The 26,021-nt window shown below is 45.0% G+C and carries 23 protein-coding genes; 2 read left to right on the top strand and 21 right to left on the bottom strand.

What is annotated here, in order from left to right:
- Positions 1-30 precede the first annotated feature (30 nt).
- From MHH76_RS01695 to blaP, 21 genes are all read right to left on the bottom strand, one after another.
- Positions 31-942 carry a macrolide 2'-phosphotransferase gene (locus tag MHH76_RS01695; RefSeq protein WP_023857765.1) on the bottom strand — a complete coding sequence of 304 codons (912 nt, stop codon included), beginning with the start codon at positions 940-942 and terminating at the stop codon, positions 31-33.
- Positions 943-1,362: 420 nt separating this feature from the next.
- Positions 1,363-2,535 (bottom strand): DUF4885 domain-containing protein, encoded by a 1,173-nt coding sequence (locus MHH76_RS01690; protein ID WP_043054031.1) that lies wholly within the window; start codon positions 2,533-2,535, stop codon positions 1,363-1,365.
- Between the two features lie 150 nt (positions 2,536-2,685).
- The gene (locus MHH76_RS01685) at positions 2,686-3,759 is read right to left on the bottom strand and encodes a DUF3900 domain-containing protein (protein WP_020450009.1); all 1,074 of its coding nucleotides are present in this window, start codon (positions 3,757-3,759) and stop codon (positions 2,686-2,688) included.
- A 96-nt stretch (positions 3,760-3,855) separates the two neighbouring features.
- Positions 3,856-4,554, bottom strand: coding sequence for an ABC transporter permease (locus MHH76_RS01680; RefSeq protein ID WP_023857763.1), 699 nt, complete (start codon positions 4,552-4,554; stop codon positions 3,856-3,858).
- A gap of 15 nt (positions 4,555-4,569) precedes the next feature.
- Positions 4,570-5,253 carry an ABC transporter permease gene (locus MHH76_RS01675; protein WP_020450007.1) on the bottom strand — a complete coding sequence of 228 codons (684 nt, stop codon included), beginning with the start codon at positions 5,251-5,253 and terminating at the stop codon, positions 4,570-4,572.
- 14 nt (positions 5,254-5,267) lie between these two features.
- Positions 5,268-6,191 carry an ABC transporter ATP-binding protein gene (locus MHH76_RS01670; protein ID WP_023857762.1) on the bottom strand — a complete coding sequence of 308 codons (924 nt, stop codon included), beginning with the start codon at positions 6,189-6,191 and terminating at the stop codon, positions 5,268-5,270.
- 94 nt (positions 6,192-6,285) lie between these two features.
- Positions 6,286-7,221, bottom strand: coding sequence for a HAMP domain-containing histidine kinase (locus MHH76_RS01665; protein WP_039073145.1), 936 nt, complete (start codon positions 7,219-7,221; stop codon positions 6,286-6,288).
- A gap of 1 nt (position 7,222) precedes the next feature.
- On the bottom strand, positions 7,223-7,903 hold the full coding sequence (locus tag MHH76_RS01660; RefSeq protein ID WP_095323705.1) for a response regulator transcription factor: 681 nt from the start codon (positions 7,901-7,903) through the stop codon (positions 7,223-7,225).
- Between the two features lie 252 nt (positions 7,904-8,155).
- Complete coding sequence (locus tag MHH76_RS01655; protein ID WP_020450003.1) at positions 8,156-8,509, bottom strand: hypothetical protein; 354 nt, start codon at positions 8,507-8,509, stop codon at positions 8,156-8,158.
- A 15-nt stretch (positions 8,510-8,524) separates the two neighbouring features.
- Positions 8,525-10,447 (bottom strand): DUF6792 domain-containing protein, encoded by a 1,923-nt coding sequence (locus tag MHH76_RS01650; protein ID WP_043054030.1) that lies wholly within the window; start codon positions 10,445-10,447, stop codon positions 8,525-8,527.
- Position 10,448: 1 nt separating this feature from the next.
- Positions 10,449-11,159, bottom strand: a complete 711-nt coding sequence (locus MHH76_RS01645; RefSeq protein ID WP_075213479.1) for a lipoprotein YvcA — start codon at positions 11,157-11,159, stop codon at positions 10,449-10,451.
- 311 nt (positions 11,160-11,470) lie between these two features.
- A complete protein-coding gene (garD, locus tag MHH76_RS01640) occupies positions 11,471-13,003 on the bottom strand; it encodes a galactarate dehydratase (RefSeq protein ID WP_025810829.1) in 1,533 nt (510 codons plus the stop codon).
- 82 nt (positions 13,004-13,085) lie between these two features.
- On the bottom strand, positions 13,086-13,799 hold the full coding sequence (locus MHH76_RS01635; protein WP_003178602.1) for a FadR/GntR family transcriptional regulator: 714 nt from the start codon (positions 13,797-13,799) through the stop codon (positions 13,086-13,088).
- Between the two features lie 94 nt (positions 13,800-13,893).
- Positions 13,894-15,261 (bottom strand): glucarate dehydratase, encoded by a 1,368-nt coding sequence (gudD, locus tag MHH76_RS01630; RefSeq protein ID WP_020449999.1) that lies wholly within the window; start codon positions 15,259-15,261, stop codon positions 13,894-13,896.
- A gap of 37 nt (positions 15,262-15,298) precedes the next feature.
- The gene (locus MHH76_RS01625; RefSeq protein ID WP_035337354.1) at positions 15,299-16,675 is read right to left on the bottom strand and encodes an MFS transporter; all 1,377 of its coding nucleotides are present in this window, start codon (positions 16,673-16,675) and stop codon (positions 15,299-15,301) included.
- A gap of 40 nt (positions 16,676-16,715) precedes the next feature.
- Positions 16,716-18,182: an alpha-ketoglutaric semialdehyde dehydrogenase GucD gene (gene gucD, locus MHH76_RS01620; RefSeq protein ID WP_023857758.1), complete on the bottom strand. Its 1,467-nt coding sequence runs from the start codon at positions 18,180-18,182 to the stop codon at positions 16,716-16,718.
- Between the two features lie 20 nt (positions 18,183-18,202).
- Positions 18,203-19,129, bottom strand: a complete 927-nt coding sequence (gene kdgD, locus MHH76_RS01615; protein ID WP_020449996.1) for a 5-dehydro-4-deoxyglucarate dehydratase — start codon at positions 19,127-19,129, stop codon at positions 18,203-18,205.
- A gap of 195 nt (positions 19,130-19,324) precedes the next feature.
- Positions 19,325-20,059 (bottom strand): twin-arginine translocase subunit TatC, encoded by a 735-nt coding sequence (gene tatC / locus MHH76_RS01610; protein WP_023857757.1) that lies wholly within the window; start codon positions 20,057-20,059, stop codon positions 19,325-19,327.
- 75 nt (positions 20,060-20,134) lie between these two features.
- On the bottom strand, positions 20,135-20,347 hold the full coding sequence (locus MHH76_RS01605; protein WP_020449994.1) for a twin-arginine translocase TatA/TatE family subunit: 213 nt from the start codon (positions 20,345-20,347) through the stop codon (positions 20,135-20,137).
- Between the two features lie 22 nt (positions 20,348-20,369).
- Positions 20,370-22,121 (bottom strand): alkaline phosphatase, encoded by a 1,752-nt coding sequence (locus tag MHH76_RS01600; protein WP_023857756.1) that lies wholly within the window; start codon positions 22,119-22,121, stop codon positions 20,370-20,372.
- 342 nt (positions 22,122-22,463) lie between these two features.
- On the bottom strand, positions 22,464-23,387 hold the full coding sequence (gene blaP / locus MHH76_RS01595; protein WP_023857755.1) for a class A beta-lactamase BlaP: 924 nt from the start codon (positions 23,385-23,387) through the stop codon (positions 22,464-22,466).
- A 364-nt stretch (positions 23,388-23,751) separates the two neighbouring features.
- Here blaP and MHH76_RS01590 point away from each other — a divergent pair, with 364 nt between their 5' ends.
- Positions 23,752-24,138 (top strand): BlaI/MecI/CopY family transcriptional regulator, encoded by a 387-nt coding sequence (locus MHH76_RS01590; RefSeq protein WP_020449991.1) that lies wholly within the window; start codon positions 23,752-23,754, stop codon positions 24,136-24,138.
- A 1-nt stretch (position 24,139) separates the two neighbouring features.
- Positions 24,140-25,945, top strand: a complete 1,806-nt coding sequence (locus tag MHH76_RS01585; RefSeq protein WP_020449990.1) for a BlaR1 family beta-lactam sensor/signal transducer — start codon at positions 24,140-24,142, stop codon at positions 25,943-25,945.
- Positions 25,946-26,021: the final 76 nt, after the last annotated feature.

Raw genomic sequence — 26,021 nt, 5'->3', positions numbered from 1 at the left:
GGCCGTCGATCGAAATCGACAGCCCTTTTTTTATTGTCTGACCCCAAGCGCGTCCAGCGCCATCTTCAAGTGCTCTTCTTGTTTTGTCTGCAGGGCGAACATGCCGATTTCGATGCCGTAGGCGGCCTGCAATTCCGTAATATGCTCTTTCATCCGCGGCCAGACCCGGCCCCCTTCTTTTTCATAATAAGAGATGAGCCGGGCGGTTTCGGCTTCTCCTAAAATCGTCTCGTATAATAGAAAATCTTTTGCCGGGTCGGCGATTTTCGCTTCCGTCCAATCCAACAGCCCAGTTATGCTCTGATGCTGGTCAATTAAAATATGCGGGGGATGCAAGTCGCCGTGGATAAACGCAGTATGTTCAGGCCAATACGAGTCGTCGGACAGCCACTTTTGCCATCTTTCCCAGAGCTCGCCGCTAACCCCGAGCTCTCTTTTGATCTGTTCCATCTGCTCTGCTTTTGACCGCCTGACGCCATCCGGATTCATCACATGCATGCCCGCTTCTTCTGCGGCTTTATGATCAATGCTGTGCAATAGCGCGAGCGTTTTCGCCAATGACTTGACAAAGGCTTCAGCCGGAGGCTCATGATCCATGTTCCATACGTAATTCTTCACCTCCATGTCAATGACCGCGGCAGGAACCCCCGGAAGCTCCGGATATGCAATCAGTTCGGGAGTATGAATGCGCCAATCCGGCACAGCGGCGGGAAGATGGTTTTGCAGCAGCTTCAGCACTTTCCCTTCATACACTGCTCTTTCAATCACATCGTCGCGCCGCGGTTTTCTCAAGACCCATCTCTTGCCTGCTTCATCTTCGGCAAAGACGACTTGAAAATCCATGCCGGACTCGTTGATTTCCGCATGCTTTCGTTTCAGCCGAAGGCCGTGTTTTTCCGCAAGTTTTAATATTTGTTCAATTTGTTCATTTACAATTGTCATATACGATTTTCCCCTTTACTGAAGGTTTTTAATAAAAAAAAGCACAGGTCGTCTGCCTGCGCTGGAAAGTAAACGGAAAAAGATAATATGACAAATAAACTGAAGGCAAGCTTCAGATAAGCTATTTTTAAAGGCAAAAAAAGAGGCGCTGGAATCCGCGCCTCTCCCTCTGTTATTGCATAAAGGGTCCCCTAAAAACAGGCAGACTGATCCCGATTACCCTGCACACAGGCAGAGACTTTGTTCACGATTTAGTTAGCGAGGACAAAGTTCAATCGGAATCTGATGTATGCCATTTGGGAAATCCCTCCGTTCTTTAAAGTTATCCTTATTTTAACAGGTGGCAGGGTGACCCGCAACGCAAAATTCAATTATTAAGAAAATCAAACTGATAGAGGAAACCCATATGTTCCTGCCTAACTAATAATTAACACCCGTTCGGCGCTTTAATTCTCTTAGCCAAGCCGTATCCCCGGTTCCATAGCTTTTCTTTTGCCCTGTATCCCGCAAAGATCCGTTGCTGTAGTCAATAGATAAGATAAAATCCGGAACAGAATCATATCCGGCTTCTGCAAGTCTGTTCAGCTCTGCTCCATAATGAGCGATTGCGAAATGAGCCGTTTTCTTTTGGACAGGGTCCTTCTCCAGCTCTTCTTTATACACATCTAACAAATCACGGCCGTCAGGTGTTACATATCGGCCATCAACCACTTCCAAGTCCTTCAGGTGATAGCCTGTCACCTCATATATCTCGCGAACCGTGTGATATTTTTGCTGCGCTTCTTTGGAATATTGGGCTGAATCGCTGCTCAAGCTTTTCATGATATGCAGAAATAACTGTTTGCTGTTTTCTCCTGATTGCAATATATGTTCAAGTTGATGGATGAGCTGCCCATCATCAGTTCCGCTCACTTTTACTTGATAATCAATCGGTGAAATTGTAAAGGTGAGCGCCGTATCCGCAGGAATGGCAATATGATATTGATCCAGCAGCGCTTGAAGCTGTTTGTTGACTTGGCTGCGCTGATATATTTTCTCATTCTCCGCCTCTACTTCCCCATTAAAATTCACATTTCGAAACGCGGCATCCTGCATATTATAGTTTTGCGCTTTTCCTTTGAACAGCCACTCAGTTTCATTGTCATATGCAGCTTGTCTTTCTGCTGCCGACAGGTCATTTCTGAAATAAGGGGAATTGGAATTTTTGTATTTATCCTTAATATAGCCTAAAGGATCAGGTTTCGTTTTGTTCATTGCATTGATTTTGCTGTATTTTTCATCTAAGATTTTTTTCCTGATATCACTTTCTGACTCATAGGGGTTTTGGGCATTGATCTTCGTTTCTTCCACAGTTTGATCATTTGCTGCTTCGTATGCCCGCCTGAAAGCTTCGGCATGATTCACAATACTGTCCTTTGAGTAGTTCAGCTTACTCAAACTTTCCTTCGATGGTCTTCCCGCTTGACTGCTGGCCTTCTTCGCAAAGGCAGTGATATCGGAAGAGACATTTTTTACAGTTGTATCAGCCGCATTCCTTTTCAACATATTCTGAATCATCAGCTGTGTACGGATGTATTGACTATTGAGACGCATTGGGTACCTCTCCTCAATTCTTTCTATAATCCCTATATCGGCTTGATTATGTTTATATTAACCTTATTAAACAGTAATTTACATAGCACCCTCATCAATTTGGATGAAAAATCAAAAGGCATCCGAAAAAACGGATGCCATTCCTTATTTCTAATCTTCCCTGTCACTTTTATTCCGTATCCGCTCAATCACCTCATGCAGTCCCTCAGGTTTATAAAATTCCACCGGAGAACTGCCCTTTTCAAAGGAAATCGTCTCGGCTTCTATCAGCGCGACATAGCGCCCGTTTACCTTGGCAAGGTGGATCGAATCTCCGAATTCAGCCAGCAGTCCTTTAATCTCGGTTGCTCCCAGCTTCATTTTCAGCTCTGCCTCAGGCATATGCTCAACGATCTGGGCGGAGGCTTCGATGACTTGATGGGTGTCGAGGCGTTCCTGAATCTCCCGCTTTTCGCTCGCTTCCCAGATTTCGAGATCATGTTCAAACTGCTGGAGTTCTTCGCTTTTGTCTTCAAATGCTTCGTACACATGCTCCTGCACCATGTTCATCACTTGGGACTTCATGATTTCCGGCATCGACTCGCCGTACTCGACGAATTTTAAGAAGTCTTCAAAGTAGCGGGCGTGCGAGGCCTGGTGGATTTTCACTTCGCTTTCCTCTGTCATGCCCTCTTCAGGCATGTGCGGATACTGGATCGATTTCATGTTTTTCGTCGTGATCGCCATTTCGACCTTGCGGATCAGCGATGATTCATCGGCGATCGAAGCGACCTTCGGTTCAAAGTCGCACTTCATGACAAAGACAAATGTATCATCGAAGTATTTGCGCGGTACGGCTGTCGCCACCAAAAAAACGCCTCCCCTGACGGCGCTCGTGTCGAGGTATGTGCGGACGAACTGTTCGCTCAGCTCATTGAATTCTTCCTTTGTCTCCGCCAGTTTTGTTTTGTGAAACAGATTGTAGTTCGGATTAGAATCAAGCTCATGCCCCGGCTCTGTGATGAAGCGGCCGATTTTCGTCGGCACCTGCTCTGATTTCGGATGGCGTTCGGCTTTCCGCTTCACGATTTTTTTCAATTCCCCGTCTAAGAAATCCTTCAGTTCGCTGGTTTCAAATTCCTCTGTATCCAGCGTCTGAAAATGTTTATATTGCTTGTTGGCCTGCTCATCCTTGCCGTCGACCTGAATGACGTAAAAAGAAATATAGCGAATTTCAAATTCCATGACATGTTCACCCGTTTTCCTTGTTGTTTCAGTTCTTCAAGTATAGGTAAATGCCTGGAATCCGTCAATTTGCACCTTCACTATATAATTGATCCATTATAATACATCTTCCCGGTCAATTTTTCGGATCGACCAAAACGCAATAACAATCCCGATTACAGCCAATGAAACAGGAATATAAATAATAGAAGCAATTGAAAATCCAGGACTTTGCTGACCGATCAGCGCAATCAAAATGCAGGATGTCACAATAGTGGCAGGAACGGATTGTTTGCGCATCCCAAAGTATAATGGAATAAAACTCAACCCTGTTGAAGAAGCAGCGTAAATGAGCATACTGCCAATCTCATTTCCAATGGCTTGCAGCGTCAGTTTTTCCGGGCTGAATTGATAGATATCATTGAGCTGCGAGAAAATAAACGCAAGAATCAGTTCGGACACGATCATTGTCAAGAAGGTCAATCCGCCGGTGAGCAGCAGTTTTGCGGCGATCAGTTTTTTTCGGCTGACCGGATATGTAAACATGACCGTGATGGTTCTGTTTTTATACTCTCCGATGATCAGTTTGGCAATCAGCACGCCTGCAAAGACAATAAACACAGACCTTACAAAAGTTCCGAGAAGCAGCAGCGTGGATCCCGCGTCAGCCATCGCCATTTGGTCTTGAGTAAGATTTTTTTCCTCCGATCCGATCAGGCACAAAAAACCGAGTATACATAGATTTGCAATCACTGCACCTTTGTAATACCACCCTAGTTTCGTTTTTTTAAACTCCAATTTAATTAAATTCAGCATTGAACTTCAACTCCGTTAAAATACATCTATTTTTTCGATCCGCCTTACTGCCAAAAAGGAAAAAATCAGACCGACAGCGGCCAGAGATAAAGGAATATAAACAATTGAAGAAATGGAAAAGTCCGGGCTTGTGGAACTGATCAACATGCTGATCACGACAGACGAAATGATCGTTGCCGCAGCGGAGTGCTTCCGCATTCCGAAAAAGATGGGCACTAAACTCGTTCCTGCGGCGCCAAAAGCAAAAACGATCATTTTCAGAGCCTGCTGAGAAACCATAGAAGCTGTTAATTCGCCGGGGATGACCCCATAGATTGAATTCAGCAGAAAAAAAGCAGCGGCAACGCATGCATTTGATATCAATATCGTAATGAAAGTCAGCCCGCCTGCGATCAGCAGTTTAGCAGCCAGCAGTTTTTTTCGGTTGATCGGGTACGTAAACATCACAAGTATTGTCTTGTTTTTAAACTCTGAAATGATTAATTTTGAAATCAGCACGGCTCCAAAAATGATAAAAACCGCTCTGACGAAAGTGCCGATCACAAGAAATGTTTCATCAATCGTTTGGAACGTATCCTTGCCTTCTGTGAAGGTCACCATCCACAGAAAACCGAGGATGATGAAATTGGCAAAAACGGCTCCGCGTACATACCAGCCAAGCTTCATCTTTTTCATTTCGATTTTCAATAAATTCAGCAAGCATCTCCGCCTCCTTATGCGCTGGCCGCATTGCCGTTGATTAAGCTGAGGAAGTAGTCCTCAAGCGAAGTATGCTTTTTATTCATGGACTCAATTTCTATATCATTCAAAATCAGAGCTTTAGAAATGGCTGTTTGAGAAGCTTCGGCATCATAAATTCGGATCGTTTTATCATTTAGTATTTTAAAATTAGCAATCTGAAGCTCATGTTCAAGCACAAAGCAAGCCCGCAATTGATTCGGCGTCACGAGTTCAATGTAATCTGTGTTCCGGCCTCTTACGCTTTCCATCGATACTTCTTCAACAAGCCTGCCGTCCCGAATCACTCCGATTGTATCTGCAATCTGCTCTACTTCGTTCAGGATATGGCTTGAGATGAGCAATGTCATTCCATATTCTTTGCTCAATACTTGAAATAAGTTTCTGATTTCTTTAATCCCGATGGGATCAAGGCCATTAATCGGTTCATCTAAGATGAGCAAGTCGGGTTTGGTAAGAATGGCACGCGCGATTCCAAGACGCTGCTTCATACCAAGCGAGAATGTTTTGACAGGTTTGCTGTCGATATTTTTTAAATTCACCATGTCCAGCACTTCCTGAATCTTGGCTTTATTGTGATATCCCATATACTCACAGTGCAGATTTAAATTTTCATTGGCTGTCAGATTTTCATAAAAAATCGGGTATTCGATCATGCTGCCTATTTTGCCGAGAATCTCGTATGATTGATTTGTCAGCTTATGCCCGAGAATATTGATTTCCCCGCTTGTCGGTTTTACGAGGCTCGTCAGCATCTTCATGACGGTCGTTTTCCCGGCTCCGTTCGGGCCGAGAAAACCGTATATTTCTCCCTTTCGTATATGCATGCTTACATTTGACACAACTTCTTGACCTTTGAATGTCTTGGTAAGCCCGCTTGTTTGTACGATGTAAGTCAACTCTGTTTCCCCTTTCCTGTCTTTGCTATGTGTCTATTGTAGCGATGGACGCTGTCTTTTTTATTTCTTGTTTCTTAAGAAATTCTTACGTTTGCTAATAGGTCATTCGTTTTAGCGTGATGGAAAACGCTGTCCGTTCATACGGCTTGCTTTGGAGAGAGATGCCCCCTCCCATTTTCTCAATGAGCCTTTTTGTAATTGTTAAGCCGAGCCCGCTTCCCTGGAACGCTTTATTTCTCGATTCCTCAAGGGTGTACAGCCTTTCGAACACCCGCTGCTGATCATACTCGCCAATCCCTTTCCCACGGTCCCAAACCGTAATAACAATCTGCGTGTCATCATATGTAAGGGACAATCCGATCAGCTTTCCATCTGCACCATATTGAATCGCATTTGATAAAAGGTTTTGCAGAACCCGGTCAAGCGCTTCTTCATTTCCATGTGCATAAACCGGGGTATCCGGGATGTCGATGACAGCTTTAAAACCTTTTGCCTGAACGGCATCATAGTGTTGGAGAATGTTTTTTCTGCATATTTCGTTGATATGTATTTTCGTGAGCAGTATTTGCTTATCTTCTGATTCGAGTTTGGCCAAGTCGAAGAAAGAATTCATCAGCTGAATGATTTCGCCTGTTTTTTGATAAAGTTTTTCCAGCAGCCTTTCACGCTCTTCTTCCGCCATATCCGAGTCATTTTGAATCGCCTCGATATATCCGAGCACAACAGTCAGCGGGGTTTTCAGATCATGGGACATATTGGTCAGCATTCGTTTCATTGACTGCTCCGTTTTTGCAAAGCGGGCTGTTATGCGTTGACGCTCCTCAACAAACAGGTTCATTTGCACGAGCAGATCCCGCAGTACTTTATCATCCGTTCCTAATAAAATTTGATCAGCCGCCTGCTCATTTAGCATCATACTGAGCTTTTCCGTGATGTACTTCAAGTTTTGGTCCCGCTGTTTTTTCATTTTATATTGAACGATATTGAGAGACGCCAAAATCATCAGCATGCCAATCCATAACATTATCATGCTAAAACTCTCCTAATTTATAACCGATGCCCCAAAGCGTTTTAATATATTGCGGAGAGGAAGGATCATCCTCTATCTTTTCCCTCAAGCGCCTCATATGGACGTTAATAATATTTTGATCGCCAAAATAATCCTCATTCCAAACCGAACGATAGATTTGTTCTTTTGTGAATACTTTTTTAGGGTTTGTCACAAATAAGGTCAGCATTTTCCATTCCGTTGATGTCAGCTGAAGCGGTTCACCATTTTTTTGTACGGATACATTTTCTATATCAATCGTAAGCTCGTGAATACGTACTAGTTTTTGATTTGCCGGCTCACTGGCGGAATACTGCGTTGCGCGCCGAATGGCGGCTTTTATTCTTGCAGTCAGTTCGATCATCGAAAACGGCTTGGCAATATAATCATCCGCACCAAAACCCAGCCCCAGCGCTTTATCGACATCCCCGTCTTTTGCAGAAATCATTAAAACCGGGACCTTGCTCTGTTCACGGATCAATTTCAGAAAATCCATCCCGTTCAGTTTAGGAAGCATGATGTCGAGCAGAATCACATCATAATTGCCCTGCTGAAACAAGCGAACGCCCTCTTCTCCGTCAAAAGCAAGCACGACCTCAAACCCTTCTTTTGTTAAATAATGATCGACCATTTCACTGATCGAATGATCATCTTCAATAAGCAATATGCGCTGCATCTTGTTCACCTATCCTTTTCAACATAAAAACACACGTGCAATTACACTCATTGTAATTGAAAAACGTGTGTTTTTTACAAAAATTATTTATATTTCTAGTTGAATCCTCTTGTAGCTTCCGGATCTATTGACCGATACCAATCTACTTTCCCACTAACACGGATCAAGTCACAGGCGCGGGGTTGTACAAACACAAGTCATTGGAACAAAAAAATGACCTCTGATATCAGGGGTCATCTTTTATTGATCAAGGGGCTTATTCTTTTTATAGTAAAGTGTTACGTTTTGCTTCCGCAAAGTTTCAATCATGTCATGATAACTGTTTGCAAACTGCTCGTTGTCTGATTTCATCCGGGTGATGACGGTTTTGCGGTTTTCACTTTTGTGATCTAATTCTTCTTTAATTTTCGTGATCATCATACCTTTTTGCCCTTCGATTTCGCTTTTTAGCACTTTATCAAATTCTTTCAGTTCTTTTAAAACGCTTTTCAGCGGCGCGTTCAGCCGGGCCGCTTTATCCTTTGCTGAAATACTGCTTAAAAACATATATGTCGCTGAAACTGTTTCAGTTTCCTCCAATAACGGTTTTACCATCTTAATCCCCCTCCCCTATGCCTTAAAATCAAACAGCGCCGAAATTTGCTCATCTTCATCGAACAATTTTTCAATGCTGGCGCGAATGCTTTTTACAAATTTCTTTTTGCTGGAGGTTTGTTTTTTTAATTCGCTGACGACGCCGTCGCACTGAGGAAGCGGGGCCGTGTGGTACGAGTCGTGGACGACGATTTTATTCAGCTTTCCGTTTGATCCGGCGAAGCCTGAGGCGAGCTTGAACTGAATGTCGAATTGGTAGCGGGAAGGATTGGCTTCCATGTCATGAATGGCTTTTGTCAACTCAGATTTTTTAATTGCGAAATGATCGTGGATTTCATGGTGGAAAACACGTTGGTAGCGTTCAATTTCAGCCTCAATCTTTGAAATGGCAGCCATCCCCGCCTGGTAAATCCTGATGGCAGATGACAGATTGACCTTTATCTCTTTTCCGTCCTTGCCTTTCTTAGAAAAATAGATGTCTCCTCCTTTGTAGCTGATGCCTTTCTTTTTGGATAGGGCGTTTAGAAGCGGGGTGATGCTGTGGCCTTCGCCAATAAGATTGAGAAGGTCTTTTGTGTCTTGATCCAGTTTGCCTAAGGCTTCTTCCAATGCTTTATAAGTTGAATAAAATTCGATTAAATTTTTCATTAGTGATTGAGAGAGTTGTCTATTATTTAGAGTAAATATGACAGTCTTCCAGTCGACAAGAAATTTGATCTCTTCATATAAAACGTCAAGCCTTCCTGTCAGTCGCTCTACTTCGGCAATGTCTTTTTGAATGGTCTTTTTTTTCGCTTCATCAATATAACCGTTTGCTTCAAGCTGATTGAGAACAGGGCCGCTGTAGGCCTTGACTTTCGCAAAAAATGCTTTAAACTCTGGCAGCTTTTTATCAAGTGCACCCACCATATTCAAGAGGCGGGCCGGATGTTTCAAGCAATATGCTATTTGCTGAGCTGTACCCTCTTCATTCATTATTCCGTTTAAAAAATCCATATCTACGCCGATTGCTTCCATAGCAAAACCCTGAATGCCGCCCTTTCGATAATCAGCAGCATATTTTTGAAAGTACCCTTTCAGTTTGCTCACATCTTCATCAGGAATATGATCAATGACACTTCGGAATCCTTTTATATCCGGGTGTGTGTTCGTCATCTTCACATCGCCGAACGTAATAAAATCAGCCTTCCCGCTGACACCGTAGAGCGGATCGTCACTGGAAATACGCTGGGTGATGTTGGCTGTGACGCCTTTGTCGTTGTAGTATTTGATGATGGCTTTTTTGAGTTTGTTTTTTGGGATTGTTGATAAATCGTTTACTTGATACTTCTTTCTTAGTTCCCTTGCCATTTTCTTATCAATCAATAATAAATGATCTACACTTATTTGGGCCCCATTTACACCATAAACTTCATCAAATTCACCATTTACTAACTGCACTAAAACTTGGTTATTGTTTGCGAGAGAATGGCCCATAGCATAAGTTTTTAACTCTTTAGAGTTACCAACTTTTCTCTTGGAGGCCCTTGAAAATTCCCTTGTAGCCTTATATTGTCTGTTATCCATTCCCAAAAACAATCCAAAGAAATTATATTTCCAATCTTCATTATCGGCGCTGCCCTCGGAAATAATGTGGAGCTGATCGATATGTTTTGTCTTATCCTTTATATGAATAGCTGTTCCATCATAGCCTGATTGACTGATTGTTTTATCCTTACTATGTTCTAGAATTTCTTTTGACGTAAAAATCTCAATATTTTCTGGAAGTTCATGATTTGTTTCCTCTTTATAAATTCTTCGAACATCTGCCTCAAAATTGTCTTTAGCTTTTTTCACTTCATTTGGATTATTTGAAGCAAACCTATTTTTATAGCTGTATTCCAAGTTTATAATACGAAGTTTCACATTTTCATTTTCAAATATATTTTTAGTTGCCATCCTATTTCTCCTTATCAGTTAAAAATACGATGGATTTGACTAACTTCTTAGCTTTCTTTTCAGCAGAATCAACATCAAGTTTACAAGGTTTAGAACTCTTTAGACAAGTAAAGTCAAATGTAAATTGTATACCAACATAATTCTGTTTATTTATATAACCAATATAGGAATGAGTCTCATTATTTTTTTGATTTGTATCGTCGTGAACAGTTTTCATATACGCAAAATAAATATCCTTATCTTTTTCCTGGAACTTTTCAAATTGTCCTTTATATCCATTTTCCTCCCTCACTTGTTCTAACATTTCATTTGGATTATTGATAAAAGATTGATTTAGGTAATATTCTACAGAAGCATTAAGAGAAACATTCGTTTTTTCATCGTAGCTATAAAAAGAGATTATCTCTTCATCTTTTCCGAGAGAGGATAAATTGTCATCATATTTCCCATCCTCCGGAAACAACATCGTAAACCCTTTCAGTTTAGACTCAAGCAAATAATAGCCCGGCTCGACTTCCTTTGTTGATGCCATGTATTCTCTTGTTTTCTCATCCTGGAACGCCGGAACCTGCGGGAGGTCTTTCGGGTCCATATCTTTCGGCTTGACCGCTTCTTCTTGATTGCCGTTCTTGCCGTTTTGGCTGTCGTTCATACTGCATCCTCCTGTAAAGATTAGTATTATAGAAAAACACAATATCATCATCTTTTTCATTTTATTAAACCTCCAAGGGCTTTTAAGTTAAGCTGCAAGCACTTCATTTTAATGCGAATGACATGCTTGAAAATGATACTTTTTTATGTTACAACATGGAATAAATTAGATAAATAGGAAATAAGAATCACCACCCTGCAAATCGTATGCCGGCCCTCTGAAAAAACAGGCAGTATGGTTGATGCGCCAAGATTCCGAAAGGTACTGCGGTTTAGTTTACCAAAGAGGAAATATGAAAAAAGAACCACTTTATACTTCTTGTTAAAAACGAGTTCACAATTAAAAAAGCACCTTATCAAGGTGCTTTTCGATCAAGTCACAGGCGCGGGGTTGAACAAACACAAGTCATTGGAGAGTCCCCAATGTTCCGCCCATGTTTTCCTTCCGCTTGCGACGTTAAGGATCGTCCTGAAAATTTCCCAGCCGACTTCTTCTATTGAAGCTTCACCTGTTGCGATCCGTCCGGCGTTAACGTCGATTAAATCGCGCCAATCTTCTGATAATGACTGCCGGGTTGCCACTTTCATAACCGGAGCCATTTCAAGGCCGTACGGCGTTCCTCTTCCGGTTGTAAATACTTGCAAATGCATGCCCGAAGCCAGTTGCAGGGTGCCGCATACAAAATCGCTTGCAGGTGTCGCTGCAAAAGTGAGTCCCTTCTGTACAGCCCTTTCACCTGGCGCGAGTACGGCATTGATCGGGCTGCTTCCCGATTTCGCGATCGAGCCGAGCGATTTCTCAACCACGTTTGCCAGCCCGCCCCTTTTGTTCCCTGGCGACGGATTGGCGCTTCGGTCTGATTCGCCTCTTTCCAGATAGCGGTCATACCAAGCCATTTCCCGAATCAGGGCGCGGCCGACTTCTTCATTGACAGCGCGCGGTGTTAAGAGATGAACGGCATCGCGGACTTCGGTGACTTCCGAAAATAAAACCGTGGCCCCTGCCCGGACGAGTAAGTCGGCCGCATATCCCGCCGCGGGGTTTGCGGTCACTCCTGAGAAAGCGTCGCTGCCACCGCACTGAAGGCCAATCACCAGGTCTGAAGCGGGACATGTTGTCCGCTTCCGTTCATTCAGCCTTTTTAAGCGCTCTTCGGCCATTTCCATAATCGATTGTATCATTTGCTCAAACCCTCGCCGTTCCTGCAATGAAAGAATGTTTTCAGCGTCTCCTTCCGGCTCTATCCTCGTCGGAAGGAGCTTCTCGCAGCCGAGTCCGATCACCATCGCTTCCCCGCCGAAATTAGGGTGTCTGGCGATATTTTGAATCGTTCGGATCGGGATTTTGGCTTCCGGTGCATTAATCGCCACACCGCAGCCGTACTGATGATTTAATGCAGCGACACCGTCAACGTTCGGATATTTTGGAAGCAGTTCCTCTTTAATTCGTTTAACCGCGTAATCGAGAACGCCTGCGACGCATTGCACGCTTGTCATAATGCCAAGCACGTTTCTCGTGCCGACGCTCCCGTCTTCATTCCGGTATCCTTCAAATGTGTACCCTTCAAGAGGGGGAGCGGGTTTTGGAACTTTGTTGGCGATGGGCAGTTCATCGAGCGGCGGAGCTTCCGGAAGCATGATATGCGACTCGGAAATCCCCCCACCTTTTTCGATTGGTTTGACGGCATAGCCGATAACCTCACCGTAGCGAATAACGGCTCCGCCCTGTGTAATGTTTGTTAAAGCCACTTTATGACCTTGAGGTATCCGTTCCTGCAGTTTAAGCCCGCAAGGAAACACCGTCCCTTTCGGCAGTCCGCCGGCATTGACGATGATTGCGGTATTGTCTTTTTCGTTCACCTTAATGTACAGCGGGGTTTCAGTTTGATTGACAAGCATAAGTATTGATCAACTCCCCTTTTCGATCAGCGCCTTTCCACAGCCCTTCTCCCGCTGCGGCACATGTTAGAAAGCGCTGTCAAACAACTTAATGATTGTTTTTTTCATCACGAAGACCATTCAGTATTTTGTCACGTACAAATTTTAAGTGCTCATACATATGGTGATAGGCTTGATATGGGTCCCTTTGTTGAAGGGCTTTCAAAATATTCGTATGATATTCGACAGTCCGGTCCCTTTCCCTGTATGGAATCTGGCTGTCGATTTTGGCGTGTGTGATCAAGAGTGATTGAATCATGCCCTCAAGCACCGGGTTGTTCGCGCTCAAAGCGATAATCCGGTGAAATTCTTTATCTGCTTCTCCATAATGATTATCCGTGCTGTTTGCAATGATATCGATCGTTTCCTGCAGCCTTTCGAGCTGACTGTCATTGATCTTTTCTGCGGCGATCGTGACAAGCCCGAGTTCCAGCGCCATCCTCGCTTCAATAATGGCCGGCAAATTATCAACCGCCAAAGCCAGCATGACAGAAAACGGCTGGATGCCAATTTTATCATTAAAATACGTGCCGTCCCGGGTTTTTCTTTTAATAATTCCGAGCGTTTCGAGTGATATTAAAGCTTCGCGGAGAACGGGTCTGCTCACATTCAGTTTTTCCATGAGCTCGATCTCCGTCGGCAGTTTGTCCCCCGGTTTCAATTGGCCGCTTGATAATAAATGGACGATTCGTTCTACAACCTGTTTCGCCAATGTCTTGCGATTGACTGATTCGACCTGCAATGTTTCCATATCTTCTTCCACGACTGTGGGCCCCCTTTCAGTTGTTCATATTGTAAGACAAAATATCGCGTATGACAATGTCGGCTAGGGGCCTCTCAAACCGCTGTTTCCGCAATTAACGAACAAGACAAGGACGTTTAGGGTCGAAACGCCAATTTTCAATCAAAAACTGCATGGCAACGGCATCATTCCGCTCGCCTGCTTTCATTTTCTCATACCGTTCATTTGCTTTTTCCACCTGTTCCATGTCGATTTCAATGCCGAGCCCCGGCTGATCAGGAACTTGGACATATCCGTCAGCAATTGAAAAAGGCTGTTTTGTCAGACGCTGTCCATCCTGCCAAATCCAATGCGTATCAATCGCCGTGATGTCACCGGGAGCTGCTGCGGCAACGTGGGTGAACATGGCCAATGAGACGTCAAAATGGTTATTGGAGTGAGAACCCCACGTCAGCCCCCATTCATGGCACATTTGGGCAACGCGGACAGATCCCTGCATCGTCCAGAAATGCGGATCTGCCAGCGGTATATCAACAGCGTGCAGTTGTATCGCGTGCCCCATTTGCCGCCAGTCTGTCGCAATCATATTCGTCGCTGTCGGAATGCTTGTCGCACGGCGGAATTCGGCCATGATTTCCCGACCCGAGTATCCGGCTTCCGCTCCGCAAGGGTCTTCCGCGTAGGCGAGCACATCCCGTTTTCCCTTACAAAGCGCAATCGCTTCTTCCAATGACCACGCGCCATTCGGGTCAAGGGTGATTCTCGCCTCGGGAAACCGTTTTGCCAAAGCGGATGCCGCCTCGATTTCTTCTTCTCCCGAAAGGACGCCGCCTTTTAATTTAAAATCATGAAAACCGTATCGTTCTTGAGCTGCTTCAGCAAGACGGACGATCGCCCCGGGTGTCAACGCTTCTTCGCGGCGGAGGCGGAACCAATCGTCACTTGCCTCTTGCTCACTAATATAGGGAAGCGTTGTGCGCTTTCGGTCGCCGATGTAAAACAAATAGCCGAGCATCTTCACTTTTTCCCGCTGCTGGCCTTCCCCCAAGAGCGACGCTACAGGGACGCCGAGAAATTTCCCGAGCAAATCGAGCAAAGCCGCTTCCAATGCGGTCACTGCGTGTATTGTCGTCCGCTGGTCAAAGGTCTGCACCCCGCGGCCTCCGGCATCCCGGTCTTTAAAACGACGCCTGACAGACTGCAAAATCGATTGAACAGCGCCGAGCGGCTGACCGATGACAAGCGGCTTCGCCTGCTCCAGCGTCTGGCGGATCCGTTCGCCGCCCGGAACTTCGCCGACACCGAGAGCGCCTGATGAATCTTTTAAAATCACGATATTCCGTGTGAAAAAGGGGCCGTGAGCTCCGCTTAAATTCAAAAGCATACTGTCGCGCCCTGCCACGGGTATGACCTGCATATCAGCAATTGACGGTGTTTGCGATGCTTTCTCCTCTTTTACATGCTGATGAATGTTTGTATTCATATCGATTTAGCCTCCCTCTTATTAAAGCGCTTACATTTCATATGGATAAAGTGGTGTCCGCAGGGTCTTCCTCTTTCTGCAGTTCGATGCGCTTGATCGGCCCGACGAGAAACAGATAACTTAATACCGCGGCAATCGCGTTGGCACCGACAAACACAAGCGCTCCGTTAAATGAGCCTGTCGCATTCACGATATATCCGATGATAATCGGTGTCGTGATGGACGCAATATTTCCGAAGGTGTTGAAGATGCCGCCGCTCAAGCCGGCACACTCCTTTGGCGAGGTATCTGACACAACCGCCCAGCCCAGCGCGCCAAATCCTTTTCCGAAAAAGGCAAGCGACATGATGGAAACGACCAGCCAAGATGAATCTGCATAGTTGCATACGATCATCGAGCAGGACATCAGCATGCCGAGGATGATCGGTGTTTTTCTGGCAACCGTTATCGAGCAGCCCTTTTTCAAAAGGAAGTCTGACACGAACCCGCCCAGCAATCCTCCTAAAAATCCGCAGATTGCAGGAAGCGATGCGACAAAACCCGCTTCAAGGATCGACATGCCGCGTGCCTGAACGAGATAGACCGGAAACCAGGTCAGAAAGAAATAGGTCAACGTTGTGATGCAGTATTGGGCGATATACACCCCGAGCAGCATCCGGCTTCTTAAAAGCTGCTTAATGTAAGGCCATTGGGACTCCTTTTCCTTCTTTTCCGCGTTCTTTCCCTCATCCATCGAGACAAGCGCGCCGCCTTCTTCGATGTACGCCAGTTCGGCGGCATTGATTCTCGGGTGTTTTTTGGGTTCGTAAATCGTTTTCAGCCAAATAAACGACATCGCAATCCCCAGAGCACCCATAATGACAAAAACCGTATGCCAGCTGAATGAGTGGGCGAGCCACCCCATCAGCGGTGAAAAAATGACAAGTGCAAAGTACTGCGCCGAGTTGAAGATCGCCGATGCTGTTCCGCGTTCAGAGCTTGGAAACCAGGAAGCCACCACCCGGCCGTTGCCTGGGAAGGACGGCGCTTCTGACAGACCGACGAGAAACCGGAGCGCAAATAAAAGGATAACGGCCGTTCCCGCGGCGAAAAAGCCAAGCGTTCCCTGCAAAAGGGTAAACAATGACCAAAAGAAGATGCTGGCGGCGATGATGATTTTCGACCCAAAGCGGTCGAGCAGCCAGCCTCCGGGAATTTGGCCGACAACATACGCCCAGCCAAATGCGGAAAAGACATACCCCATCGCCACCGAACTCAGCCCAAGCTCATGCTGCACAGAATCGCCGACGATCGAGAGTGTCGCACGGTCGGCATAATTAATGGATGTGACGAGAAACAGCATAGACACGACAAACCAGCGGACAGAACTTCTTTTCCCCGCGGTATGGGGGGAGGCTGCACGATTTTTTTTCATAGCATCTTCTCCTTTATTCATTTGTACCGAAACGATTGATTTACGGTTTGACAAATACGGTTTTCACAGCTGTAAAAAATTCTTTTGCTGCCTCCCCCTGTTCCCGTGAATGTGAGCTCGATTGTTTAACGCCGCCGAATGGCGCCTGCAGTTCGACACCGGCGCTTTCGGCGTTGACGCGAATGAGCCCCGCTTCAATTTCATCTATGAATGACAGCATCCGGCCGATGTTTTGCGTAAAAATGGAGGCGCTCAGGCCAAATTTGACGTCATTGGCCGTCTCCAAAGCTTCCTCAAGTGTATCCGCCTTGATTAATGCGATGACCGGGCCGAAAATTTCTTCTTGGGCAATCGTCATGCCGGAAGTGACATTGTCAAAAATGGCTGGCCTGATATAATAGCCGTTTTCGTATTTTCCATCTGCCAGCCTATCGCCGCCGAAAATGAGGTCCGCTCCTTCTTGCTTTCCTTTTTCAATATAGGACAGGCAGTTGTCAAGCTGCTGTTTGTTCGCAATCGGTCCCATCCAGACATCTTCTTTTAAGCTGTCGCCGATTGTAATTTCTTTTGTTTGTTGAAGCAGCTTTTCTTTAAACCGGTTATAAACACCGTTTAAGACGATGACGCGGCTTGTCGCCGTACACTTTTGACCCGTCGACCGAAACGCTCCGCTGATGACCGCTTCAACCGCACTATCAAGGTCGGCGTCATCTGCTATGATCACCGGGTTTTTGCCGCCCATCTCAAGCTGATACTTCGCCCCTCTTTCAAACGCCGTCCGGCCGATAATTTTTCCGGTTTGGTTCGACCCTGTAAATGTAATTCCGTTCACATCCGGGTGTTCGGCAAGCCTTTGGCCGGCCGATGATCCCGGCCCTGTCACCGCATTGACCACGCCTGACGGAATCCCTGCTTCTTCAAAGCACGAGATAATTTTAAGGCAGGTGACTGCGGTTTCTGTAGCCGGCTTGATGACGACCGTGTTTCCATAGATGAGGGCAGGCGCCATTTTCCAAATTGGGATGGCAATGGGAAAATTCCAAGGCGAGATGACGCCGACGACACCGAGCGGCACCCTGTCGGTGTACATGAAAGCGGATGTGTCGGTGGAGGGAATCACATCGCCCGTTTTCCGCATTCCCTCTCCGGCATAGTATCTGAGAATCGCGATTCCCCGCGCTGTTTCTCCTTTTGCTTCAGGCAGTGTTTTCCCCATTTCACGCGTCGCACACTCGGCAATTTCATTGAGGCGCTGTTCCATGATATCAGCGGCCTTGTAAAGAAATTGACCGCGCTCCGCTCCCGACAGCTTTCTCCAAGCCTTTTTGGCCTGCTTGGCCGCTTCAACCGCCCGGTCTACATCCGCAATCGAAGATTTTTGCACAAGCCCGACGATATCCCGTGTATCTGCCGGGTTCAAGCTCTGTTCCATCCCGCCCGATTCAGCCTTCACCCAGCGGCCGTTGATAAAGTTAAAATACGTTTTATTTTCAGCTGCAACAGACATCTTCAAATTCCTCCTTTTGTTTATAGGGCAGCGGTCGTTTTCGGATAACGCCCCATCGCGTTTTTCAGAATGTTTTCGAGCTGCCGGCAATGTTCTTTTTCCACCGGAACGATCGGCGGTCTTGCCGTGTTTTTCACATGAAGGCCCATGATTTCCATACCGGCTTTGATCAAAGACACGGCATAGCCCTTCCGAAGTTTGCGGATCTCGTTAATCGGCATGATGACATGCTCATAAATCTCTTTGACAAGCTGGTCGTTGCCGTTTAATAATGCCTCATAAAACATCCTTGAAATATGAGGAATATAATTGGATATCGCCGAAGAATACGACGTGAAGCCAATAGGAGCATAGGCCGGCATCGTGACTTCAGCCATCGGCATTCCGTTGAGCCAGCCCAGCCTGTCTCCTATCGTATACGACAAACTGATATTCAACGCCATATCCCCTATGCCGTCTTTGAGCCCGACAAGCTGCTCGAGATCGGTCAGCCGCTGAATCTGTTCAAGTGTCAAAACCGCATTGTCTCGCTGATAAATGATGGCGTTTAAATCCGTGCTTTCAATGATTGTTTTCGTATACTGATAGAGGCCTTCCTGCTCTCCGTGTATCAAGTATGGCGGGAGAATCAGATAGCCGTCAGCCCCTTTTTCCTCGGAAATCCGCGCCCATTCCAAAGCGGTGCTCAAGTTGCCGCCCACTCCTGTGTAAACAGGCACCTTCCCGCCCGCCGCCGAGACGGCAATTTCGACCATTTGCTCATATTCCTTTGCGCTGAGAGACTGAAATTCTCCTGAGCCGCAAGCGATAAAAACCGCCTCAAGCCCTTCATCCAATAAAAAGCGGATGTTTTCGTAAAGTGCTTCTTCCTCCAGTTTTCCTTCCTTGTTGAAGGGTGCCACCGGGAAACCTAATATGCCTTCCGGCGCCTTCCGTAATTGACTCATCTCCGTCATCCCCCTGTCGTTCATTTCCTGAGAAAGCGTTATCATTCAGTTGAAATGCGATGTTTCTGTTTTAGAAAACCCCTCCATTCATCTTTTTGTTTAATTGTAAGACAAATAAACAAATTGTCAATATCATTATTTTCTGATTTTTTTATATCAAGCAAAAAAAAAAGAGACTGAAGACACGGTCCGTCTTCAGCCTTGGGCCTCAGCCCCTGGTTGCACAGCGGTTTTTTTCCGGTAAATCAATGCCGATAAAGAGATGCTTAATTCGTATAATACAAGCAGCGGGGCGATCACCAACACATCCGAGATAAAATCGGGCGGTGTGATCACAACTGATACGACGATCAGCGCAAAATAAGAAATTTTTCTCATTTTACTGAGCTTGGCCGGATTTAAAATCCCGAGGCTCGTTAAAAACATCACGATGAGGGGCATTTCAAACAAAAACCCGAATGGCAGTGTCAGGTTCATCATAAAGCGAAAATAATGCTCCGCCGTAAACATCGTTTGAAAATGGCCGGCGGATAATCCGATTAAAAACTGAAGAACGAGCGGAAAGAGCACAACATAACCGAATACAATCCCTAAAATAAAAAAAGTGAACAGCCCCGGAATATAAAATAATGCCGCCCTCCGTTCGCGGTCGGTCAGCGCAGGCGCCACAAACCGCCATGTCTGAAAAGCGGCTACCGGTATGGTGGCTGCGATCGCCAGCACCCCCGCAATCATCATATATACCCAAAGAATATCCCCCGGCCCCAGTACAGCAAGCTTTTCATCAAGGTCTCTGATCAGCCAGTCATAAATGTCCTGAACAAACAAAAAGCCGGTGATGAGAAACAGAATAAACGTGAGAAGCGTTTTAATGATTCGCTGGCGCAGCTCTTCAAGATGGGCAATCAAATGTGTTTCCCTTTTTTTCACCTTCGCCTTCCTCCCCTTCACATGCTAAACAGAAAAAAAGAACAGACGGGTTCACCCGCCCGCTCTATTGATCATCTATTTTGCCGATGGATCGCTTTGCTTTTTCACATTAGTCTCTTGTCCGATCTCATTGTCATCGGCAGATACTAAAGACTTTGTCGCGCTTTTGAATTCGGTCAGCGTTTTTCCAAAAGCCCGCCCGATTTCCGGAAGCTTTGAAGGCCCGAAAATGATCAGCGCAATTACCAGAACCAGGATGAGACCCGGAATACCGATATTTGAAAGCATTTTGCTGTCATCCTTTCATTGATTACTGGGTTACTTTTTTCTCCTTTTGCTTCACTTGCTTCTGATGGGCTCTTGTATGTGCGAGGAAACGGTCTTCTTCGACTTCGTTTGACTTCTTCACGCCTCCAGGCACAATGTTGGAAGCGGTCCGTTTCAGCCCTGTGTAGTCTTTATGATAAACATAGGAAGCTCTTGTCGAAATCGCGGCACCCGGTTCTGTCACATATGGGACCACGCGGTAATCTGTCCGCCATTCTTCCGGTGTGACCGTACAGCGCACATAGCCGCGGTAATCATTGAAAAACTTTATATGAGGATTGTTCGATAAAATCTTATCCGTATCCGCTCTTTTATCAGCGCCGTTTCCTCCAGATGTAATTGACGTCCCGACGAATTCCACACCGAAGATGTCCGATTTTGGATTGTCAAAGTCAACGAGCAGGTTATTTGCCCAGCTGGCATGCACATCACCGGTGAGGACGACGATGTTGTTCAGTTTTTGAGATTTGATGAAGTCGATCACCCGCTTGCGCTGAGCGGGGTATCCGTCCCACGAATCCATGCTGTAAATCGGCGCCGCGCTTGTCCCAAAGTTCCATTGCGCAAAGAAAATCTGCTGTGCAATGATGTTCCAGTGCGCCCCGGAACGACTCAGGTTGTCAAACAGCCAAGCCTCCTGTTCGGCTCCAAGCAGTGTCCGCTTCGGATCATTCGATTCATCAGAAGGAGGCTTATTGCCATCTCCATTGGCTTGGTCATCGCGATACTGACGGGTATCAAGCACGCTAATGTCCGCCAGATTTCCATAGGAAAAATTCCGGTACAATTGCATATCAGGACCGTTCGGCAGGGATTTGCGGCGGAGCGGCATATGCTCGTAATAAGCTTGGTATGCGGCGGCGCGCCGTTTAATAAACGCTTCTACTGACTGGCCTTTTTCAGGGATGACATTCGCATAGTTGTTCTCCACTTCATGGTCGTCCCATGTGACAACCCACGGGAAAGCGGCATGCGCGGCTTTCAAGTTTGCATCTGAACGGTATTGGGCATGGCGGTTTCGGTAATCAAGCAGCGACATGATTTCAGGACCGCTGTGTGTCCTGACATTGCCTGTTTTTGAAACATATTCATTCGGACCGTACTCATAAATATAGTCGCCGAGATGAAACACAAGATCGAGCTTTTCCTTCGCCATATGCTGATAGGCGGTATAATAGCCGTGTTCGTACTGCTGGCATGAAGCAAAAGCGAATGTGAATGTAGCAACATCTGCCCCTGCCGCCGGAAGCGTTTTTGTCTTGCCGACGGGGCTCAGCTGGCTGCCGCATTTAAAGCGGTAATAGTACACATGATTCGGTTTCAGTCCGGATACCTCAGCATGTACCGAATGTGCAAGGTGCGGTGTCGCTTTTTCGGTTCCCCGTTTGACGATACGGCGGAAGCGTTCGTCTTCCGCGATCTCCCATTTCACGGATACAGCTTCATTCGGCATCCCGCCCCCGTTTAGCGGATCGGGCGCCAGCCTTGTCCACAACACGACGCTGTCAGAAAGCGGATCTCCCGATGCTACGCCAAGTGTAAACGGATATTCGGAGAATGTCGGTGCTGCATTGACTTCCATTGCCCCCATCGATTGCGCAATTGCAAGTCCGAGCGAAAGCCCGGCTATTTTGCCGGCCCCTTGAATAAAACGGCGGCGGTCAAACGTATTGTCCTTGAGGCTTTCCTCGCTCAGCTTTTTCATCCATTCCTCCAGCGGTCCTTCATGTGTCATTCGTATTACCCCTCTCTATACAAATGATTGATCGGGTTCTATTATAGGCAGAGTTTATTAACGAACTGTAAAGTATTGTAAACAGGAGGAGAGACGCGGTTGATGGTCCATCAAGTCGCACCGCCAATAGATGTGTCGAATTTTGTCACAATCCAATCCATTCGCCTATGATTTCGACAAAAACCCGGTCCTTTCCCGCAGACCGATTTTCCCGTTTTTCTTCACATGATCTTTAAAGAGAGAAAACAAAAAAAGCCCACACCATTGCCGGACAATGATATGAGCTTGATCACCAAGTGACTTTATGTAAGATGATGTTTTGACGGATTCATCGCAATGTTTTTATTTGCCGTTCATGTTTAAGGCTTTCATGACCACCTTTGTTGCCTCTGCAATAAGTTTATCATCATACTTGGCGTCCTTTTTATCCCTGCTGGATAATACTGCAAGAACGACAGGATCTCCTTTTGGCGGCCAAATGATGGCAATGTCATTCCGGGTTCCATATGATGCCGCTCCAGTTTTATCAGCCACTTCCCAACCGTCCGGCACACCGGCACGGATTAAGGCGTCTCCAGTGGTATTTCGTTTCATCCAATCGATTAAAAGCTCGCGTTTTTCACTTGGAAGTTTATCTTCAAGAGCAAAAGCTCGAAGGCTTGTGACAAGTGCTCTTGCTGTACTGGTATCCTGAGTTTCACCCGGATTCACTTCATTTAACTCTGGTTCGAATCGTTCGGGATTTGTAACCTCATCACCAATCTTCCTCAGTTCCTTTTTCAAACTTTCAGGTCCGCCAATTTGTTTAAGAATGAGATTCTGTGCCGCATTGTCACTATATCGAAGCGAAGCATCCGCAAGCTCTTTGAGCGTCATTCCCGTATCAACGTGCTTTTCCGTAATCGGGTTGTAGTTTACAAGATCATCACGTGTATATGTTATTCTCTGGTTCAGATCTTCTATTGATTTCTGTTGCAAAAGCACGCCTACAGTTAAAGCCTTAATCGTCGAAGCAAAAGCAAAACGCTCATCCGGCCGATACGCTACCGTCCGGTTTGTACCTGTATCCAATGCAAAGATCCCGAGTTTTGCATCAAATTGTTCCTCAAGTTTTGCAAAATCATCTTTCATCTCCGTCTTTTCATTCTTCTCGGCAGGTTGCGAGGCATTCGTTTGATTGTTAGCGCATCCTGCAAGCGCGACGCAAGAGAAAAGCAACACTGCTGCAGCCTTTTTCAGTTTTAAAGTACTGAACCATAATTTCATCAAAATCGTCTCCCTCCGTTTGAATATTTGATTGATCGTAACCAGATGAAGCACTCTTTCCACTATCCCTACAGTGTTATGGCTTGAACAATCACGAAACAATAATTGGTACGTACGATCTTTCAGCCGACTCAAACATCAAATCTTACAAATGTAGTCTTTGAAAGTATTACATATGTAAGATTTAAATGCAACCGTTTTTTCGGAAGGAAATGATGACCTCGTTTCCACCGGGGACAAATGAACGGAGGGAAGTGATGGAATTAAAAATGCAGAAACTGCATGTTCACTCCAGTTAAATTGACTTCTTAAAATGGCAAACCTATAATGAGAGTATTACATTTGTAAGTATAGGATGATTAAAATGAAAAAAATACCTCAAATCTCTGATGCGGAATTAGAAGTGATGAAAGTCATCTGGAAGCATTCTTCGATCAATACCAATGAGGTAATTAAAGAGTTATCCAAAACCAGTACATGGAGCCCTAAAACCATCCAAACCATGCTGCTGCGCCTCATTAAAAAAGGCGCTTTAAACCACCATAAAGAAGGACGGGTTTTCGTTTACACACCAAATATAGACGAAAGTGATTATATAGAGGTTAAGAGTCACAGTTTTTTAAACCGGTTTTACAATGGAACTCTTAATTCGATGGTATTAAACTTTTTGGAGAATGATCAGCTGTCAGGTGAAGAAATTAATGAATTGTATCAAATATTAGAAGAACATAAGAACAGAAAGAAGGAATGAAATGAGCAGTTCTTTCTTTATTCCCTTTTTGGTTAGTCAAATTCTATTGTCTCTGTTTTTTTCTATCATCATACTCATTAAAAAACTGCTCAGGACTCAAATCACTGTAGGCACCCACTATTATATTAGCGTGATTTCTCTTTTGGCATTGATCGCTCCTTTTATCCCCTTTCATTTTCTAAAAAGCCATCATTTTGACTGGATTCTGAATTTAGGAGGAGCTCAATCGGCCTTATCCCAAACCCACTCCACAGACAAGACGACAGAAGCAATCGGCCAACATGTAAACTGGGTGCAGGACTTTTCGTTGTCGATTGAACAATCGTCTTCCAAAATGATAGATTCAGCCTTTTTCGCAGTTTGGATATTGGGCGTTGCCGTTATGCTTTTGGCTACTCTTTATAGCAATCTAAAAATCGGCAAAATAAAAAAGAACCTGCAAATTGTTAACAACAAAGAGCTATTATCCCTTTTTCACACATGTAAAGAGGAAATACGCTTTCATCAAAAAGTCATTTTGGGCCGTTCTCCATTGATAAAATCCCCCATTACATTTGGGGTCATTCGTCCATATATTATCTTGCCAAAAGATATTTCAATGTTTTCAGCCGACGAAATGAAATGTGTTTTGCTTCATGAACTGTACCATTGCAAACGAAAAGATATGCTTATCAACTATTTTCTTTGCCTGTTGAAAATCGTCTATTGGTTTAATCCTCTCGTATGGTATTTATCAAAGGAAGCGAAAACGGAGATGGAGATTTCTTGCGACTTTGCCGTATTAAAAACGCTTGATAAAAAATTGCACCTCAAATATGGCGAGGTGATTTTAAAATTCACTTCAATTAAGCAAAGAACATCGTCTTTGTTAGCCGCTTCTGAATTCAGCAACTCATACAAACATATCAAAAGACGGATTGTTACAGTTGTCAACTTTCAGACGGCATCACCTTTGCTAAAGGCGAAAAGCGCCTTAGTGTTCACTCTTGTTCTTGGGGCCATATTAGCCGGTACTCCTTCTGTGTCTATATTGGCCATGCAAAAAGAAACACGCTTTTTACCCGGCACCAATGTAGAATACGAAGATTACAGCACTTTTTTTGATAAATTTTCAGCCTCAGGGGGCTTTGTCCTGTTTAATTCTAATAGGAAAAAGTATACAATATACAATAGGAAAGAAAGCACCTCCAGATTCGCACCTGCTTCCACCTACAAGGTGTTTAGCGCATTGCTCGCACTGGAATCCGGGATCATCACGAAGAACGACTCTCACATGACTTGGGATGGGACTCAATATCCGTATAAAGAATGGAATCAAGACCAGGATTTATTCTCTGCGATGAGCAGCTCCACAACATGGTATTTTCAAAAATTGGACCGGCAAATTGGGGAGGATCATTTACGTCATTATCTCAAATCTATACATTATGGAAATGAGGATTTTTCAGTCCCGGCCGATTATTGGCTGGATGGCTCTCTTCAAATTTCTCCACTTGAACAGGTCAATATATTAAAAAAGTTTTATGATAACGAATTTGATTTTAAACAGTCTAATATTGAAACTGTGAAAGATTCGATACGTTTAGAAGAATCAAATGGCAGGGTTTTATCCGGTAAAACCGGAACCTCGGTAATCAACGGGGAACTCCATGCCGGTTGGTTTATCGGGTATGTAGAAACTGCCGATAATACTTTTTTCTTTGCTGTTCATATTCAAGGTGAAAAACGGGCTGCCGGAAGCTCCGCTGCCGAAATTGCACTTTCCATTTTAGATAAAAAAGGGATTTATCCCTCCGTTTCCCGATAACAGTTTACTTTTTATTCTATGAACATGAATGATGCGCAAATCGATGAATGGTCCTTTCACATTCCTAATAATACGG

The sequence above is a fragment of the Bacillus sp. FSL L8-0193 genome (assembly GCF_037976065.1).
Lineage (GTDB): Bacteria > Bacillota > Bacilli > Bacillales > Bacillaceae > Bacillus > Bacillus paralicheniformis.
This window is presented reverse-complemented; position numbering and strand designations above follow the sequence as displayed.